The following is a 15,698-nucleotide window of genomic DNA, read 5'->3' on the forward strand; positions in this document are numbered from 1 at the left end:
ACCGCCGGTGCGGCCCGCTCGTTGGACCGGCCATGCGTAAGATCACGGCACTCGCCGCCCTCACCATGGCCGGTCTCTCCCTCGCCGCCCCGGCCGCGCACGCCGGCAGCAACATGGGCGGCAAGCTCGACTCCGGCAAGTCGGCCGCGGCCTCCACCTCGGCCGCCGACACCTGCGTGCAGCAGATCGGCGGCATCCCGCTGCTCGGCAAGAACGCCTCCGCCGCCGCCCCGCTGTGCAGCGCGGGCACCTCCGTACCGAAGTAGGGCCGGCGGCACTAGTCGAAGAGGGCGTTCAACTCGCCGTACTCCAGGCCGCCTTCGAGCGCCTGGTAGGTCCCGTGGGTGTACAGCTCCTCGGCGGCCCGGCGGGCGGCGGCGTAGGCCACCTTGGCCAGGCCGGGGCCCAGGCTGATCCGGGCCACGCCGAGCTTCGCCAGCTCGGCCACCGAGAGGGCGCCGTGGCCGGCCATCACGTTCAGCGGCACCCCGGGGAGCGCGGCCAGCAGTTCGGCGATCACCTCCGGGCTGCCCGCGCCGGGGACGAAGATCCCGCTGGCCCCGGCCGCCAGGTAGGCCCGGGCCCGCTCCACCGTCTCGGTGACGTCCTGGTCGCCCTGGAGGAAGACGTCCGTGCGGGCGTTGACGTACAGCCGCACGCCGGCCGCCTCGGCCGCCGCCCGGGCCGCCTCGATCCGCTCGGCCGCCTCGGCGACCGGGCGCAGGCCGTCCTCCAGGTTCACGCCGACGGCGCCGATCGCGAGCAGTTCGGTGACGGCCCGGCCGACCCCGGCCGCGTCGGGCGCCAGCCCGTCCTCCAGGTCGGCCGTCACCGGGACCTCCACCGCCCGGACCACCAGCTCGGTCTGGGCCAGCGCCCCGGCCAGGTCGAGGCCGCCGCCGTCCGGCACGCCCCTGGTCCAGGAGACGCTGGCGCTCGCGGTGGCCACGGCGGGCGCCCCGGCCGCCTCCACCAGTCGGGCGGTCGCGGCGTCCCACACGTTGGCCAGCACCAGGGGATCGCCCGGGGTGTGCAGGCGGTGCAGGAGTTCGGCCTTGGCCCGCTGGTCGTTCTGATTCGTCGTCATGTCCTTCACCTTCTCAGCTCCGTACGGGGCGGACCGGCGCTTCCGCGAACCCGACCTCCCCGGCCGTGCCGGTCAGGCGGCGAGCACCAGCGCGGCCACCACGGGGGCGGCGTAGACCATCGGGAACGGGACGTGGCCCCAGGCCTTGGCCCGCAGCACGGTGACCACCGCGCCGCCGTAGTAGGCCACCAGGCCGATCCCGGCGGCGAGGCCGAGCGGCTCCACCGCCAGGCCCACCAGCAGGCCCAGCGCACCGGCCGCCTTGGCCGCGCCCAGCAGGTTCCACCAGCTCTTCGGCACGCCGTACTGCTCCAGCGGCTGGACCACCCAGACCTGGCGCGACAGCAGCGCGTAGGCCGAGAAGCCCGACATCAGGGCGGCGATCACGGTGACGACGGTGGTGGTGACGTTCATCGGGGGCTCCTCTTGGTGGTGGGGAGCCGGGGCGGTTCCTCGCCGCTCCGGCTGCTCTCACCCCACCGACACGGCCCGGCGGACGGATGTGACAGCCGCTCGGAAAGTTTTCCCGAGGAATCTTCCGAAGCCCTCAACTCCGCTTCGGCGCGGGGCTCATCCGCGCGGTGACGCCGATCCGGTTCCAGGCGTTGATCGCGATGATCACGGTCACCAGCTGGGCCAGCGCGGCCGGCTCGAAGTGCTTCTCCGCCTCCTGGTACACCTCGTCCGGCACCGGCCCGTCGGCGATCCGGGTGACCGCCTCGGTCAGCGCCAGCGCCGCCCGCTCCGCCGCCGTGAAGTACGGCGTCTCGCGCCAGACCGGCAGCGCGTACAGCCGGTGCTCCTGCTCGCCGCCCCGGCGGGCGTCGGTGCTGTGCATGTCCACGCAGTAGGCGCAGCCGTTGATCTGCGAGGCCAGGGTGCGGACCAGCTCGGCCAGCGACGGGTCCACCAGGGCGCGCGACTCCCGGTCCATCCCGATCATCGCCCGGTACCAGTCAGGCGCCAGCTCCGGCATGGAGAAGCGCTGCTCGGGGGCGGACACGTACGCGTTCGGTTCGTTGCTCATGCTCCGACCGTAGGTGCGCGGCGGCCCGCTCCCGTGGTTCATTGGCCCCATGGAATCATGGGCCACTTTCGGCGGGGACCTCCATCTGGACCTGACGGCGGGCCGGGCCGGGGGCCTCGGCCTGCGGGCCGCCCTGGAGGCGGCGGTCCGCGAGGCCGCCCGCGGCGGCCGGCTGCCGGCCGGCACCAGACTGCCCTCCTCCCGCGCCCTCGCCGCCGACCTGGGCATCGCCCGCAACACCGTGGCCGAGGCCTACGCCCAGCTCACCGCCGAGGGCTGGCTGACCGCCCGTCAGGGCTCCGGGACGGTGGTCGCCGACCGGGGCACCATCCCGGCTGCCGCCCCGCCCAGCACTCCGCCGCGCGTCCCGGCCGTCCGCTACGACCTGATGCCCGGCCGCCCCGACCTCAGCCTCTTCCCCCGCACCGCCTGGCTGGCGGCCGGCCGCCGGGCCCTGGCCACCGCCCCGCACGAGGCGCTCGGCTACACCGACCCGCGCGGCCGGATCGAACTGCGCCGCGCCCTGGCCGACTACCTGGCCCGCGCCCGGGGCGTGCGCACCGACCCCGAACGCATCCTGGTCTGCGCCGGCTACCAGCAGGGCCTCGGCCTGCTCTGCCGCGCGCTGGCCGAGCGCGGCGCGCGCTCCCTGGCGGTGGAGGAGTACGGGCTGCCGCCCCAGCAGCAGGTGATCACCGCCGCCGGCCTGGCCACCGTCTCCGTCCCGCTGGACGGCGGCGGCGCCCGCACCGAGCTGCTCGGCGAGCTCACCGCCGGGGCCGGGACGGGCGCCGTGGTGCTCACCTCGGCCCACCAGTACCCGACCGGCGTCCCGCTGCGCCCGGCCCGGCGGGCGGCCGCGGTGGCCTGGGCCCGGGAGAGCGGCGGCTTCGTGATCGAGGACGACTACGACGGCGAGTTCAGGTACGACAGGCAGCCGGTCGGGGCGCTCCAGTCGCTGGACCCCGAGCGGGTGGTGTACGCGGGCACCGCCAGCAAGAGCCTGGCCCCGGGGCTGCGGCTCGGGTGGCTGGCCCTCCCCGCCGAACTGGTCGAACCGGTGGTCCGGCAGAAGGAGTTGGCGGACGGTCAGTCGGGGGTGACGGACCAGCTGGCCCTGGCCGATCTGATCGTCTCCGGCGGCTTCGACCGGCACGTCCGCCGCTGCCGGCTGCACTACCGACGCCGGCGGGACCAGCTGGTCGCCACCCTGGCGGAACGGGCCCCCGAGGTGGAGGTGACCGGGATCGCGGCCGGACTGCACGCGGTGCTGCGGCTGCCGGCCGGATCCCTCTCCGACTCCGAACTGCTGCGCCAGGCGGGGTGGTTGGGGCTCTCCCTGAACACCCTGACCGGATGCAGGACGCCCTCGGCCGGGCCCGCGCCGGAGGGGACGCGGTCGGGGCTGGTGATCGGCTACGCGACCCCGCCGGAGCACGCGTTCGCGGGGGCGCTGGACGCGCTGTGCACGCTGACGCGGCTGTGAGGGCCGGTCAGTTCTTGCGGGCGCCGATCTCGAAGAGCAGAGCGAGGAAGCCGAGGAAGGCGTGGGTGGCGGCCATGTAGATGACGACCCGCCAGAGGACTCGGCGGTCGAAGCGGCGGCCGGGGACGAGGGTCTTGGCCATGGTGGTGCCCCTTTCAGTGGGGAGCGGGCAGGCAGAGGCTGCTGCCCGGACTCTGCAACAAGGTGTGCAGGAAGAGGAGTTCGACGCCGGCCGGGGAGTCGGCGGCGATGCAATGCGGGGTGAGCGAGTCGAAGTGCGCGGAGTCTCCCGGCTCCAGGAGGTGGTCCTGGTCGCCCAGGGTCAGCCGGAGCCGGCCCTTGACCACCCAGAGCCACTCCTCGCCCGGGTGGACCCTTACGACGGCGTCCTGGACGTCCGGCGGCACCTGGACGTGCAGCGCCTGCATCGCCCGCCCGGGCGCACCCGCCCGCCGGTACCCCCAGCCACCCGCCCGCCCCGGCTCGATCACCCCGCCCCGGATCACCGGCTCCGGCTCACCCTGCTGCTCGCCGAGCAGCCCCGACACGGTGGTCCCGTACTCCCGGGCCAGCCCGAGCAGCGCCGGGAGGGAGGGCTGCCGCTGCCCGGTCTCCAGCCTCGACAGGTACGCTGGCGAGAGCCCGACCCGGGCGGCGGCGGCTTCCAGGGTGAGGCGTGCGGCGGAGCGGTGCTCCCGCAGCCGGGCCCCGAGGCCGTCCACCTCGAACTGATCCGCGTTCATGGACCCAGTCCACCGCTTCCGTGCCCTCCGGGCAACCTTTTTGCCTCTGAGGCAAACTCGCCGCTGGGGCAAACGGCTCGGCAGGGCAGCGACCCAGGGGCGCGAGGAACTGCGCGCAGGGGAACGGCAGCACGTGCAAGTGGCTCGCCTGCCCCGATCCAACGCTGGGCCGCCTTCCGTACTCGCGCAGTTCCTCGCGCCCTCGGGTCGCTGCCCTACCGGGCGTATTACGGGCGCGGGATGTTGCGGAGGTTGCTCCTTGCCAGGTCGATCATCCGGCCGACGCCGCCCGAGAGGACGGTCTTGCCGGCGGCGAGGGCGAAGCCCTTGAGTTGGGCGGCGGTGATGTGGGGCGGGATGGAGAGGGCGTTGGGGTCGGTGACGACGTCGACCAGGACGGGGCCGGGGCGGGAGAGGGCTTCGGCGAGGACCTCGCGGACCTTGGCGGGGTCGGTGACCCGCATGGCCTGCAGGCCCGCCGCGCGGGCGAGCGCCGCGTAGTCGACGTCGCCGTTGTCGGTCTCGGTCTCGGGGTAGCCGCTGACCAGCATCTCCAGCTTGATCATGCCGAGCGCCCCGTTGTTGAACACCACCGTCTTCACCGGCAGCCGGTACTTCGCCAGCGTCAGCAGTTCTCCGAGCAGCATGCCGATCCCGCCGTCCCCCGACATCGAGACCACCTGCCGCCCCGGGGCGGCGAGTTGGGCGCCGATCGCGTGCGGCAGCGCGTTCGCCATCGAGCCGTGCAGGAAGGACCCGATCACCCGCCGCCGTCCGTTGGGGCTCAGGTACCGGGCCGCCCAGACGTTGTTCATGCCGGTGTCCACGGTGAACACGGCGTCCTCGTCGGCGAGTTCGTCCAGCACCGAGGCGACGTACTCGGGGTGGATCGGCACCTGCTTCTCGATCTTCTTGGTGTAGGCCCCGACCACCTCCTCCAGCGCCTTGCAGTGCCGGTCCAGCAGGTCGTCCAGGAAGCTCCGGTCCTTCTTCTGCTCCAGCAGCGGGAGCACCGCCCGCAGGGTGGCCGCCACGTCCCCGTGCACCGCCAGGTCGAGCGGGGTGCGGCGGCCGAGCCGGGTGGCGTCGTGGTCGACCTGGACGGTGTTGCGGCCCGGCAGGAAGGAGTCGTACGGGAAGTCGGTGCCGAGCAGCAGCACCAAGTCGGCCTCGTGCAGGGCCTGGTGGCAGGCGCCGTAGCCGAGCAGGCCGCTCATGCCGACGTCGTACGGGTTGTCGTACTGGATCCACTCCTTGCCGCGCAGCGAGTGCCCGACCGGGGCCAGCACCGTCGCGGCCAGCTCCATCACCTCGGCGTGGGCGTCCCGTACGCCCGCCCCGGCGAACACGGCCACCTTCTCGGCCCGGTTCAGCATCCGGGCCAGTTCCTGCACCTGGGACCAGGGCGGGGCGGCCACCGCCCGCTCGGTCAGGTAGTGGCCGGTGCCGGTGGGGTGGGCGGCGGGGAGGGCGGCGACGTCGCCGGGGAAGACCAGTACCGAGACGCCGGGCGAGCCGAGGGCGTGCTGGATGCCGACCCGGAGCAGCCGGGGCAGCTGGGCCGGGCTGGAGACCAACTCGCACCAGGCGCTGCAATCGGTGAACACCCGCTCCGGGTGGGTCTCCTGGAAGAAGCCGGTGCCGATCTGCGACGACGGGATGTGCGAGGCCAGCGCCAGCACCGGGAGGCCGGAGCGGTGGGCGTCGTACAAGCCCTGCATGAGGTGCACATTCCCCGTCAGGACCGCATGTCTCTATCCCCTGGGGCGCATGACGCAGGCGCTCCCAGGACGGCAGAGATCGGATCTGACCAGGGGCTACAAATGACCGTTGCTGTACTACTGCCGCCCGCGCGCCTTTCCGCTGCTGTCGGCCTCGAACCGCTGAATGACCCAACCATCCGTAAGGACCGAGCAGTTCTGTTCGCCCTCGGGTTCGGGGAGGAGGAACTCCGCAAGCTAGGTCTCTGGGACCTCCCGGACGCACCCCCTTCCCGCCTGGCCGAGGGATACGTCCGCCGTAGCCAGGCGCAAGACGACCTCGCGTCGCTTCGACGGCAGGTCAAGGACATCGCTTTCAGGGCCGAGCGGGACGAAGTGCAGATCCGCCGCGTCTGGTTTGAACAGAAGTCAGCTTCCAAGGCATGGGTCCGCCGCACCGAGTTCGACAGCGCCTGCGATGCGGTGCTCACCGGCCAGTCCACCACGTTGTACGTGTGGAAAACGGACCGACTCTCCCGCGAAGGCATGGGCAAGGTCGGACTCCTCTTGGACGCCTTCGACAGGCGTGGAGCCGGCGTCGTCAGCGTGACCGAGGGGGTGGACTCTCGCAAGGGCGGCCGAATGCTGTTCGCCATCCTGTCGGAGCGGGCGCGCGAGGAAGCGAAGGACATCTCACTGCGCGTCAAGAGTACGAAGGACGAGCACAAGATCGGGGGCAGCTTCACCGGGGGCACCTTCCCCTTCGGGACCATGGGGACCGGCGTCAAGGGTGCCCGCAAGATCGCACCCCGTGAATGCGAGTACGCCCCGTCCCGGCGGATCGGCGTCATGCTCTACGAGAACGTCCTGCCGTCCAAAATCGTCGCCGCGCTGACGGCTGATGGGATCGTCCGACGCAACGGGCGCCCCTGGACCGAAGATGCCATCGTCCTCCTCGCCCGGTCACCCACCTGGGCGGGATTGGTGGCGGAGGCCCACCCCATCCTCGACGAACACGGAAACCCCACGGGTAAGTACGGGCGGGCCACCCCGATGATCGGGGAGGACGGCCTCCCCATCACGTGCGGCGAGGGGGTCGTCACCTACGCGGAGTGGGTGACGATCCAGGAGAACATCCGGGCGCGGACCCGAAACCCCACCGGCCAGGGGCATGGGCGCGGCCAACGCCAGCGCACCTGCCTGTTGTCGAGCATCCTCCGGTGCCCCCGTTGCGCTGGGCCCATGGAAAACCAGGGGCGCACGCTGCGCTGCAAGACCCGCGTGGACTTCGGGGTGGAAATCTGCGTGGGGATCGTCACGAAGACGGACCGTGTCACCGCCGCAGTCGAGACTGCCTGGATCAACCACGTGCAGGCACTGCCGCCGACGTCACCCACGATCCATGAGATCGCCCGCCGCTTCCTCGGCTTCATGCAGAACGCCGAGGACATTGCCCGCCGCGAGAAGCTGGCGGCCGGAATCCGAGCGGCACAGGACCGGCGAAAGAAGCTGGACACCCGGTTCTACGTGACCGGCGGCATGGCGGAGGAGGTGTACGACGAGCTGGCGGGGCAGTTGGATGCCCAGGTCCTCGACTTGACTGCGACGCTTGAGTGCCTGGCCGCCCAAGACGACCTGTCGCCATTGGCGGAGGCGGAGAACCTGGCGGCACTGTGGGGGGACGCAGACATAGACGGCCGTAGGGCCCTACTACAGGCCGCCTCGGCGCACCTGACCATGACCGTGCCGTACGGCCAGGGCGACCGGACACCGATTGAGGAGCGTCTGCGGATCAGTTGGCTTAGCCAGCCGACGCCTGGCATGCGGGAGGCGGCGGTGGAGGCGGCCGAACGAACGCGACTGCGAAAGCTAGCCCAGCAGAAGGCGGCACTCGCTGCCTGACGGCTCGTCAGATGATCAACGGCCCGACCCTGGGTCTTCCAGGGTCGGGCCGTTCTGCGTTGGCACTGACCAACCGTGTAGTTGTGTCGGTTCTGACCTCTTCCCCGGTAAACACCTAATACCTATAGAGCTAAACCAGGGGGACCCTTCGAACCTACACTTCTGCACGCACCACCCTCCGCTCTACGTCTGCTCTCTAAAGCCTGTGCGAGCCCCGGCAGCAACTGCCCGGCCCCGCTAGCCCGGTGACCACTACCCCGGGCGTCCAGCCCGCGCAGGTACACCCCCGGTTCGACTCCGGGGGCGGGCACGGCAGATACGAATTTCGTACCCGAGGGGGCAGCTACGAGCACCACGACCTACGGCCCCACACCGGGCATCACCCCGTTCTCCGTCCTCCGGTCCGACATGGGCCCGTGGATCAACCGGCGCCGGATGTGGCGGGAGCTGGGCGTCGGCGCCGACGAGGGCCGGGAGCACCTGAACACCATCGGCCTGGAGGACAACTACGGCAACAAGGGCTTCAAGGCCGGGGCTTCCGTCTTCGACCCCGTCCTGGCCGAGGCGTCGTACCACTGGTTCTGCCCACCGGGCGGCCGGGTCCTCGACCCCTTCGCCGGTGGCGCCGTCCGTGGCCTCGTCGCCGGGAACGGCGGCTACCGGTATACCGGCGTAGACCTCAGCCCCGGCCAGGTGGCGGTCAACCGTGACGCCGCCGAGGACTGGCACAACCGCCAGCTCCTCACCGCCCACCCGCACTGGGTGACCGGTGACGCCCGCGACGCCCTGCCCGGCATGGCGGACGGGAGCGCGGACTACGTGTTCACCTGCCCGCCCTACCACTCGCTGGAGCGGTACTCGGCGGACCCGGCGGACCTGTCGAACATGACCTGGGCCGACTTCACCGACGCCTACTCCGCGGTCGTCCGTGAGTCCGTCCGCTGCCTGGCAGACGACAGGTTCAGCACCTGGGTCGTCGGTGAGGTCCGAGGCAGCACCGGCCGCCTGCGCGGCCTCGTCCCCCTGACCATCGCCGCGCACGAGGCGGCGGGGGCCCGGTTCTATAACGACGCGGTCCTGCTGAACAGCCTTGGTACGGCGCCGATGCGGCTGCCGAACCAGTGGCGGGCGAGCCGAAAGATGGGGCGCGTCCACCAGTACGTCCTCACCTTCGTGAAGGGTGATCCGAAGCGGGCGACGCAGGCGATCACCGGAGGTGGTGCGGAGTGAAGCGAGCGTGTCTCGACTGCCCGGCCCGTGCCGTCCGTCGTGGCCGGTGCTCCAAGCACCACGGGATCTTCGTCAACCAGTCAGCCCGCTCCGCCCGTTGGCGCACCGTCGCCATGGGCCATGACGCCGCCCGGTCCGTCCGCCGCACCCTCCGCGCCGCCGGCTTCGGCACCTGCGCGGGCTGCACGGTGGACTACCTGGCGTCCGCGCTGGAGGTGGACCACATCGTCCCCATCTCCCGGGGCGGGACGGACACGGCGGACAACGTGCAGGTTCTTTGCAAGGGCTGCCACCGGGCGAAGACCCGGCGGGACATGGGGTACGAGGGCGCAGCGTTCTAGTGATGGCCCTTCTTCGTCCGCAGCACATCAGCTACGACGTACCCAGTGGAGGCCGTGATATCAAACTTCTCCCGTTCCGATGAATCCATGGGACGGATTAGTGCTACCTCATCCCCTGCACTCAGGGCTACATACTTAGTACCTACGATCTCGTGACTATCTTCGAACTCAGTCCCCGAATCCAAGTCCTTAACTCCCCTGACTACCACATCCAGGATCAGCCTCTTGTCCCGCCCGGAGAGTTTTCTAATCTTATCGGCCGCCAACTTTGTGACGATCACCTTGCGTTCGCTCACTGAGATCCTCCCGTCCCGCCTGCGAACTGGCCTTCAACGGGGTCAATCTCGCCTGCAAGCTGGCCCTCTATTTGCTCAAATGGAACTGTCATGCCAGCTTCGATTTGCTTCTCGGCCTCCTGGATCGAACTAGCGACCTGCGCCAGGTTGAGTTGAGCAATTCCCGGCAGGCCTTGCTTTCCTTCCATTCGCGGCCCGAAATACCAGAGAATTAGCAGTAGAACCCCAAGGGGCAATAGCGCCCCCACAATTATGCTATCCAGGCCGAGAAAGAATCCCGCCAAAGCTGACCCCAACATCACTGCTCCAGCAATGGCGAGCCCCGACTCACGGTCAAGCTTTAGTCGCGCCATAGCAATTCCCTCAATCGCGCTCGCGATCTAAGTATCCGCCCGCTTCGTATGGCCTGCACGTGCTTCACATGAGGCGGCCATTGACTGGAGGACGCCCTGCCCTGGTCTTCAAGCAACCGCCGGGCGGAGCTTCCGCCGGACTGGCGCCGCCGTCGCCGTACCGTCCTGACGCGGGATCAGCACCGTTGCGTGGCTGTCCTGCTGGACGGTGGCCGGTGTACGGAGGCGGCCACGGACGTGGACCACATCATCCCCGGCGCGGACCACAGCCTGACCAACTTGCAGGCGCTGTGCCGCTGGCACCACAGGCGGAAGACCGCAGCAGAGGCAGCAGCCGCACGTGCTGCCGTCCCCCGCCCCGCCCGTGCCCGCCCAGGGGCCCGTCACCCTGGTGACCTCTGAACCGTCCGTGGCCGGGGCCCCAGGCGCCCGCCAGGGCCTGCCTCGTGGCCTGCTCGGTCCGTTCGTCCACCAGCCTGCCCAGGGGGGTGGGGGGTGACCCCCTAAGCGCCCTCTCGGCCCCCGCAGGCGTATAGCATCTCGCTGCCTGTACGAGTTCCAGGGCCGTGAAGCCGGTCTAACCGCCCACCGGAAATTCTCAGCCTGTGACATCCGGGGCCGGGGGCTCGATCTGCTGCCGCATCTGCTCGCGCCTCGTCGCCTCCGTGATCTCCAAGCGGCGGGTCTCGGCTTCGATCTCAGCCTTTCGGACCTCGGCCCGTGCTGCGATCTTCGCCTGCGCGACCACTCCTACCGCAGTGGCGGCAGTTCCTACTGCCGTAACCACACCCGCGATGTCGCCGACCGCGATGGCGCCGGCAGCGATTACGCGGCTAATGACAGCGCCCTGCTTCCGAGGATCACCGCCGATGGTCAGGGTCTCGTCCCTGGCGTCGTGGTCGGCGCCAGTCGGAGTGCTCTCGCCCTCCGAGGGGCCGGTGCTTTCTGACATGGCATCAGATTAGGGTCCATCGGTCCGCTCCGGTAGATGCTTATGCGACTGATACCCCCGAGGAGGTGCCCGTGCCCGGACCCGTGCCCAAACGGTCCTCCCAGCGGCGCCGCCGCAACAAGGACCCGGACGGCCCGACGCCAGTGACCGCACCGGCCGGGGCTGCCCCGGCAGTCCCGGAGCCCGACCCGGAGTGGCACCCGATCGCCGGCCGCTGGTTCAACTCCCTGATGGAGTCCGGCCAGGCGCAGTTCTACGAGGCGTCCGACTGGGCCACCGCCGTGTACGTCGCCGAGGCGATGAGTCGGAACCTGGCCCAAGGTGCCCGGTTCTCAGCCCAGTTGTTCCAGACCGTGCTGTCCGGCATGGGTGACCTGCTGACCACCGAGGGAGCCCGGCGACGGGCGCGGGTGGAGCTGGAGCGGGCCGGGGCGGACGAGGACCCGGCGGAGGCCGCGCACCTGGTGCTGATGGAGCACTACCGCCAGGCCGCCGACTCCGCCGAGAGCGGCTAGCGGATACCAATTTCGTACCTGCCGAGGGGAGTTGACTGCTCGATCTCACCCCGGTCCGTACGTGGCCGGACACCGTCCCGCCGCCCTCCCGCACCCTCGGCTGGGCTGTCCTGGACTGGATGGGCCGCTACCTCCTCCAGCCCGACGGCCCGGATGCGGGCAAGCCGTTCCGCCTGACCGGTGAGCAAGCCCGGGTCGTCCTCCGCTGGTACGAGATCGACGACCGCGGTGCCTTCGTCCACCGCCAGGGCACCGTCCGCCGGCTCAAGGGCCACGGCAAGGACCCCTTCGGCGCGGCCCTCTCCGCCGTCGAGATGATGGGCCCGTGCCGCTTCGGCGGCTGGCGCCCCGACGGCACGCCCCTGGCTGTCCCCCACTCCGCGCCCTGGGTTCAGATCGCCGCCGTCTCCAAGGACCAGACCCGCAACACGATGCGGCTGTTCCCGGCGATGCTCTCGCCGAAGGCCATCGCGGAGTACGGGCTGGACCTCGGCAAGGAAGTCATCTACTCCCGACGGGGTGGGGTGATTGAGGCCGTCACCAGCTCCCCCCGTTCGCTGGAGGGCGGCCGACCACCCGGGCCACATTCGTTCTGATGAACGAGACCCATCACTGGGTCTCGTCCAACGGCGGCCACGAGATGGCGATGACCATTGCGGGCAACGTCGGCAAGAGCCGTGGCGGTGGCGCCCGGACGCTGGAGATCACCAACGCGCCCCAGCCGGGCGAGGACTCGGTGGCCGAACGTACCTGGCACGCCTGGTCGAAGATCGCCGAGGGCAAGGCCCGGGACTCCGGCCTCTACTACGACTCGGTGGAGTCCCCGCCGGTGGACATGTCCGACCCGGAGCAGCTCCGGGCCGGGATCATCGCCGCCCGGGGTGACTCCGACTGGCTCGACATCGACTGGATCATCTCCACGATCTACAGCGGCCACATGCCGCGCAGCCGCTCCCAGCGGATGTTCCTCAACCAGTTGGTCACCGCCGAGGACCAGCTGATCTCACCGGACGACTGGGACCGCCTCGCCACCGAGGAGGCCCTGGAGCCGGGCGACGAGGTCACGTTGGGGTTCGACGGAGGCCGGACTGACGACGCCACGGCCCTGTGCGCGGTCCGCGTCCGCGACCGCCTAATCGTCCCCCTCGGTATCTGGGAGGCCCCCGACGGTCCGGCCGGTGACGGTTGGGAGGTCGACCGCCAGGCCGTGGACGGTGCGGTCCGCAACGCCCTTGCGACGTACCGGGTTGCCGCCTTCTTCGCCGACGTCGCGCTGTGGGAGTCCTACGTGGACGCCTGGTCGGAGGACTACCGGGAGCAGCTGGTCATCCGGGCCAGCACCCAGTCCGCCGTCGGCCGGGACATGCGCGGCGGGCTCCAGGAGCTGACCGCCGCGAATGAGCGGCTGGTGTCGGCGATCGAGTCTGGCACCGTTCGGCACGGCCCCGCCGGCTCCCCGCTCGCGGCCACCCTGCGCCGCCACGTGCTGAACACCCGGCGCAGGCCGAACCGCTGGGGCCTGTCCTTCGGGAAGGCGTCGCGGGAGTCCGGCCGGAAGGTCGACGGCTACGCCGCCACGCTGCTGGCGGACCTCGCCCGGCACCGCCTGTTGGAGTCCGGCAAGACCCGCAAGAGCGAGCGCACCGGCGCCGTTTACTTCTTCTGACCAGCACCGCAAGGGAGTTGACTGAGCAATCCCGAATCCGCGGTCGTCCCCGAGACGGCCGCAGAGACCGGCCTGGCCGCCCTGCGCGGTGACCTCGTCCGCCTCGACCGCATTGACCGGTACATCCGGGGTGAGCACGACGGCCCGTACGTGCCGCGCCAGGCCACCGAGGAGTACAAGCTCCTGGCCAAGCGCGCCGTCTCCAACTGGCTGCCGCTGGTGGTCAAGGCGATGGCGCAGACGCTCTCGGTGGAGGGCTACCGGCGCACCGGTACCCCGGCGGGGACTGCCCCGGCGGAGTGGGCGGCGTGGCAGCACAACCGGCTCGACGGCCGTCAGGCCGCGATCCACCGTGCTGCCCTGACCTTCGGGCAGTCCTTCGTCACCGTCCTGCCGGACCCGGCCGTGCCAGGCCAGGCCCGCGTCCGGGGCGTATCGCCCCGCCGGATGATCGCCTTCTACGAGGACCCGGCGGCGGACGCCCTGCCCGTCTGGGCACTGCGGGTGGACTCGGTGCCGACCAGCGCGGACGAGGCCGCGCGGGGCTGGTTCTACGACGCCACCGGGGTCACGGAATTGAGCATCGGGGGCAGTGACGGCACCAAGGTGCTGTCCTTCACCGGGCACAACCTTGGCGTCTGCCCCGTCGTCCGCTTCGCCCCGGAGATCGACCTGGAGGGCCGCGTCACCGGCGTGGTGGAGCCGGTCATCACCCTCCAGGACCGGATCAACCAGACCAGCTTCGACCAACTGGTCGTGCAGAGCTTCGGCGCCTTCAAGGTGAGGACGATCGCCGGCCTCGTCCCGGAGCTCGTCCGCGACCCCGAGACGGGCGAGCCGGTGGTGGACCAGACGACCGGTAGGCCGAAGGTCGTCCCGATTCAGGCCGACGTGTCCCGATTCCTCGTCGCCCCCGACCCGGACACGAAGTTCGGGCAGCTCGACGAGACCCCGATGGGCGGGCACCTGGAGGCCCTGGAGGCCGGGGTCCGCAGCCTGGCCGCCGTCTCCCAGATCCCCGGGCACAACCTCCTCGCCACCCTCCTGGCCAACATGAGCGCGGAGGGCCTGAAGGCCGCCGAGGCCTCGATGTTCCGGGCGATCGAGGAGGTCAAGCGGGCCTTCGGGGAGTCCTGGGAGCTGGTGCTGGCCCTGTGCTCCCAGATCGCCGGAGCGGTGCCGGACCCGGCCGCCCAGGTGACCTGGCGGGACGCCGAGTCCCGCTCGCTCTCCCAGACCGTTGACGCCCTCGGCAAGGCCGCGCAGATGCTCCGCGTTCCGCCCCGCGCGCTGTGGCCCCGCATCCCGGGTGTCAGTGCGACGGACGTGGAGGAGTGGGCGCAGACTGCGGCGGAGGACGACCCGGCCAACCGCCTGGCCGATTCCCTCGCCAAGGCCACCGCGTGAGCCGGGCCGTCCTGGCGCTGGTGGAGGAGCACCGGCTGGCCCAGGCCCGCCTCGGTTCCGCCACCGCCGCCGGGGCCCTCGCTGCCTGGCAGTCCGTCAATCCGTCCAACCTGACTGCCACCGGGGCTGGTTGGCTGTCCGCCGTCCTGGCCCTGGTCCGCCGTGACCGGGAACGGTCCCGGCAGGTCAGTACCGCGTACTACCGGCTCCACCGGGCCCTGGCCACTGGCACCACCGTCCCGCCCCGTTACGGCGGGTACGCCTCCGGCTCCGTCCTCCTGGGTGACCTGCGCGCCGGGTGGATGCAGGCGGTGGACGGGCTGATCACCCCCGAGGAGAACCACCTGACCGACCAGCGGCCCGTCCAGCTCAGCCTCTTCGACTGGCCCGAGCCGGACGAGGACGCCCAGGACGCCGCCGCGCGAACCGCCCTCGCCGTGACCGGCCCGGTCCGGGTCCAGCAGGCCACCGCGCGCCTGGACGCCGACCTGGCGGCCGGTTGGGTGGACGGTCACGGCTACGTGTCCGCCCTGAGCGACGCCGCCGCGACCGCTGGTCTGTCCGCCGCCGGCTCCGCCGACCGTGAAGCCCTGCGCGGAGGACGGGAGTTCCTGGCCGCCACCACCCGCCGGGACGCCCGCGTCCTGGGCTGGGCCCGCGTCCCCGACGAACGCCCGTGCTCCTGGTGCGCGATGCTCGCCAGCCGGGGCGCCGTCTATAAGAGCCGGGACGCCGCCGTCCTGCGGAACTCCGCCGACGGCCTGCCGACGGACCCGGAGGACCTGGAGAAGTACCACCCGATGTGCCACTGCCAGATCCGCCCGGTCTACAGCCGCACCGAGGCCGCATCCCCGGCGACCGAGCGGTACGCGCAGGAGTGGAAGACCGTCACCAAGGGCCTCAAGGGTCCCGCCGCGCTGGCCGCCTGGCGCCAGCACATCACCACCACGAACAAGGAGAACCGCTGACCGAGCAGACCCCGGAGACCCCGGC

18 protein-coding genes and 1 pseudogene are annotated in these 15,698 nt (G+C 71.1%); 10 read left to right on the forward strand and 9 right to left on the reverse strand.

Annotated features, from left to right (window positions below):
- Positions 1 to 32: 32 nt before the first annotated feature.
- Positions 33 to 266 carry a hypothetical protein gene (locus tag ACZ6ZR_RS28300; protein WP_465646994.1) on the forward strand — a complete coding sequence of 78 codons (234 nt, stop codon included), beginning with the start codon at positions 33 to 35 and terminating at the stop codon, positions 264 to 266.
- A gap of 11 nt (positions 267 to 277) precedes the next feature.
- On the opposite strand, the gene ACZ6ZR_RS28305 is transcribed toward ACZ6ZR_RS28300, so the two are convergent.
- The 3 genes from ACZ6ZR_RS28305 to ACZ6ZR_RS28315 all read right to left on the reverse strand — a co-directional run bounded on the left by ACZ6ZR_RS28305 (position 278) and on the right by ACZ6ZR_RS28315 (position 2,114).
- Complete coding sequence (locus ACZ6ZR_RS28305; RefSeq protein WP_465646996.1) at positions 278 to 1,087, reverse strand: isocitrate lyase/PEP mutase family protein; 810 nt, start codon at positions 1,085 to 1,087, stop codon at positions 278 to 280.
- A gap of 72 nt (positions 1,088 to 1,159) precedes the next feature.
- Positions 1,160 to 1,501, reverse strand: a complete 342-nt coding sequence (locus ACZ6ZR_RS28310; protein WP_465646998.1) for a DoxX family protein — start codon at positions 1,499 to 1,501, stop codon at positions 1,160 to 1,162.
- A 133-nt stretch (positions 1,502 to 1,634) separates the two neighbouring features.
- The gene (locus ACZ6ZR_RS28315; RefSeq protein ID WP_465647000.1) at positions 1,635 to 2,114 is read right to left on the reverse strand and encodes a carboxymuconolactone decarboxylase family protein; all 480 of its coding nucleotides are present in this window, start codon (positions 2,112 to 2,114) and stop codon (positions 1,635 to 1,637) included.
- A 49-nt stretch (positions 2,115 to 2,163) separates the two neighbouring features.
- On the opposite strand from ACZ6ZR_RS28315, the gene pdxR reads away from it, so the two are divergent.
- Positions 2,164 to 3,600 (forward strand): MocR-like pyridoxine biosynthesis transcription factor PdxR, encoded by a 1,437-nt coding sequence (gene pdxR, locus ACZ6ZR_RS28320; RefSeq protein WP_465647002.1) that lies wholly within the window; start codon positions 2,164 to 2,166, stop codon positions 3,598 to 3,600.
- Positions 3,601 to 3,607: 7 nt separating this feature from the next.
- Here the strand turns inward: pdxR and ACZ6ZR_RS28325 are convergent, their stop codons facing one another.
- From ACZ6ZR_RS28325 to ACZ6ZR_RS28335, 3 genes and pseudogenes are all read right to left on the reverse strand, one after another.
- Entirely contained in the window at positions 3,608 to 3,742 is a 135-nt protein-coding gene (locus tag ACZ6ZR_RS28325; RefSeq protein ID WP_465647004.1) for a DUF6126 family protein, read from the reverse strand.
- Positions 3,743 to 3,755: 13 nt separating this feature from the next.
- On the reverse strand, positions 3,756 to 4,343 hold the full coding sequence (locus tag ACZ6ZR_RS28330) for a helix-turn-helix domain-containing protein (protein ID WP_465647006.1): 588 nt from the start codon (positions 4,341 to 4,343) through the stop codon (positions 3,756 to 3,758).
- A 227-nt stretch (positions 4,344 to 4,570) separates the two neighbouring features.
- Positions 4,571 to 6,079, reverse strand: a pseudogene (locus ACZ6ZR_RS28335) (thiamine pyrophosphate-dependent enzyme); the annotation flags it as partial.
- 87 nt (positions 6,080 to 6,166) lie between these two features.
- Here ACZ6ZR_RS28335 and ACZ6ZR_RS28340 point away from each other — a divergent pair.
- The 3 genes from ACZ6ZR_RS28340 to ACZ6ZR_RS28350 all read left to right on the forward strand — a co-directional run bounded on the left by ACZ6ZR_RS28340 (position 6,167) and on the right by ACZ6ZR_RS28350 (position 9,516).
- Entirely contained in the window at positions 6,167 to 7,945 is a 1,779-nt protein-coding gene (locus ACZ6ZR_RS28340; RefSeq protein WP_465647008.1) for a recombinase family protein, read from the forward strand.
- A gap of 408 nt (positions 7,946 to 8,353) precedes the next feature.
- On the forward strand, positions 8,354 to 9,175 hold the full coding sequence (locus ACZ6ZR_RS28345; RefSeq protein ID WP_465647010.1) for a class I SAM-dependent methyltransferase: 822 nt from the start codon (positions 8,354 to 8,356) through the stop codon (positions 9,173 to 9,175).
- Complete coding sequence (locus tag ACZ6ZR_RS28350; RefSeq protein ID WP_465647012.1) at positions 9,172 to 9,516, forward strand: HNH endonuclease; 345 nt, start codon at positions 9,172 to 9,174, stop codon at positions 9,514 to 9,516. The genes ACZ6ZR_RS28345 and ACZ6ZR_RS28350 overlap by 4 nt, the downstream gene beginning before the upstream one ends.
- On the opposite strand, the gene ACZ6ZR_RS28355 is transcribed toward ACZ6ZR_RS28350, so the two are convergent.
- The 3 genes from ACZ6ZR_RS28355 to ACZ6ZR_RS28365 form a co-directional block, all read right to left on the reverse strand.
- Positions 9,513 to 9,812: a hypothetical protein gene (locus tag ACZ6ZR_RS28355; protein ID WP_465647014.1), complete on the reverse strand. Its 300-nt coding sequence runs from the start codon at positions 9,810 to 9,812 to the stop codon at positions 9,513 to 9,515. The genes ACZ6ZR_RS28350 and ACZ6ZR_RS28355 overlap by 4 nt on opposite strands.
- Positions 9,809 to 10,165 (reverse strand): hypothetical protein, encoded by a 357-nt coding sequence (locus tag ACZ6ZR_RS28360; RefSeq protein WP_465647016.1) that lies wholly within the window; start codon positions 10,163 to 10,165, stop codon positions 9,809 to 9,811. The genes ACZ6ZR_RS28355 and ACZ6ZR_RS28360 overlap by 4 nt, the downstream gene beginning before the upstream one ends.
- Before the next feature lie 598 nt (positions 10,166 to 10,763).
- Entirely contained in the window at positions 10,764 to 11,117 is a 354-nt protein-coding gene (locus ACZ6ZR_RS28365) for a hypothetical protein (protein ID WP_465647018.1), read from the reverse strand.
- Between the two features lie 71 nt (positions 11,118 to 11,188).
- On the opposite strand from ACZ6ZR_RS28365, the gene ACZ6ZR_RS28370 reads away from it, so the two are divergent.
- From ACZ6ZR_RS28370 to ACZ6ZR_RS28390, 5 genes are all read left to right on the forward strand, one after another.
- Entirely contained in the window at positions 11,189 to 11,632 is a 444-nt protein-coding gene (locus tag ACZ6ZR_RS28370; protein ID WP_465647020.1) for a phage terminase small subunit, read from the forward strand.
- A 119-nt stretch (positions 11,633 to 11,751) separates the two neighbouring features.
- A complete protein-coding gene (locus ACZ6ZR_RS28375; protein ID WP_465647022.1) occupies positions 11,752 to 12,228 on the forward strand; it encodes a hypothetical protein in 477 nt (158 codons plus the stop codon).
- Positions 12,228 to 13,298: a terminase gene (locus ACZ6ZR_RS28380; RefSeq protein WP_465647024.1), complete on the forward strand. Its 1,071-nt coding sequence runs from the start codon at positions 12,228 to 12,230 to the stop codon at positions 13,296 to 13,298. Before ACZ6ZR_RS28375 ends, ACZ6ZR_RS28380 begins: the two co-directional genes overlap by 1 nt.
- Positions 13,299 to 13,379: 81 nt before the next feature.
- On the forward strand, positions 13,380 to 14,705 hold the full coding sequence (locus ACZ6ZR_RS28385) for a phage portal protein (RefSeq protein WP_465647077.1): 1,326 nt from the start codon (positions 13,380 to 13,382) through the stop codon (positions 14,703 to 14,705).
- Positions 14,702 to 15,673 (forward strand): VG15 protein, encoded by a 972-nt coding sequence (locus tag ACZ6ZR_RS28390; protein WP_465647026.1) that lies wholly within the window; start codon positions 14,702 to 14,704, stop codon positions 15,671 to 15,673. The genes ACZ6ZR_RS28385 and ACZ6ZR_RS28390 overlap by 4 nt, the downstream gene beginning before the upstream one ends.
- Positions 15,674 to 15,698 lie beyond the last annotated feature (25 nt).

Source organism: Kitasatospora sp. NPDC088742, from assembly GCF_055584905.1.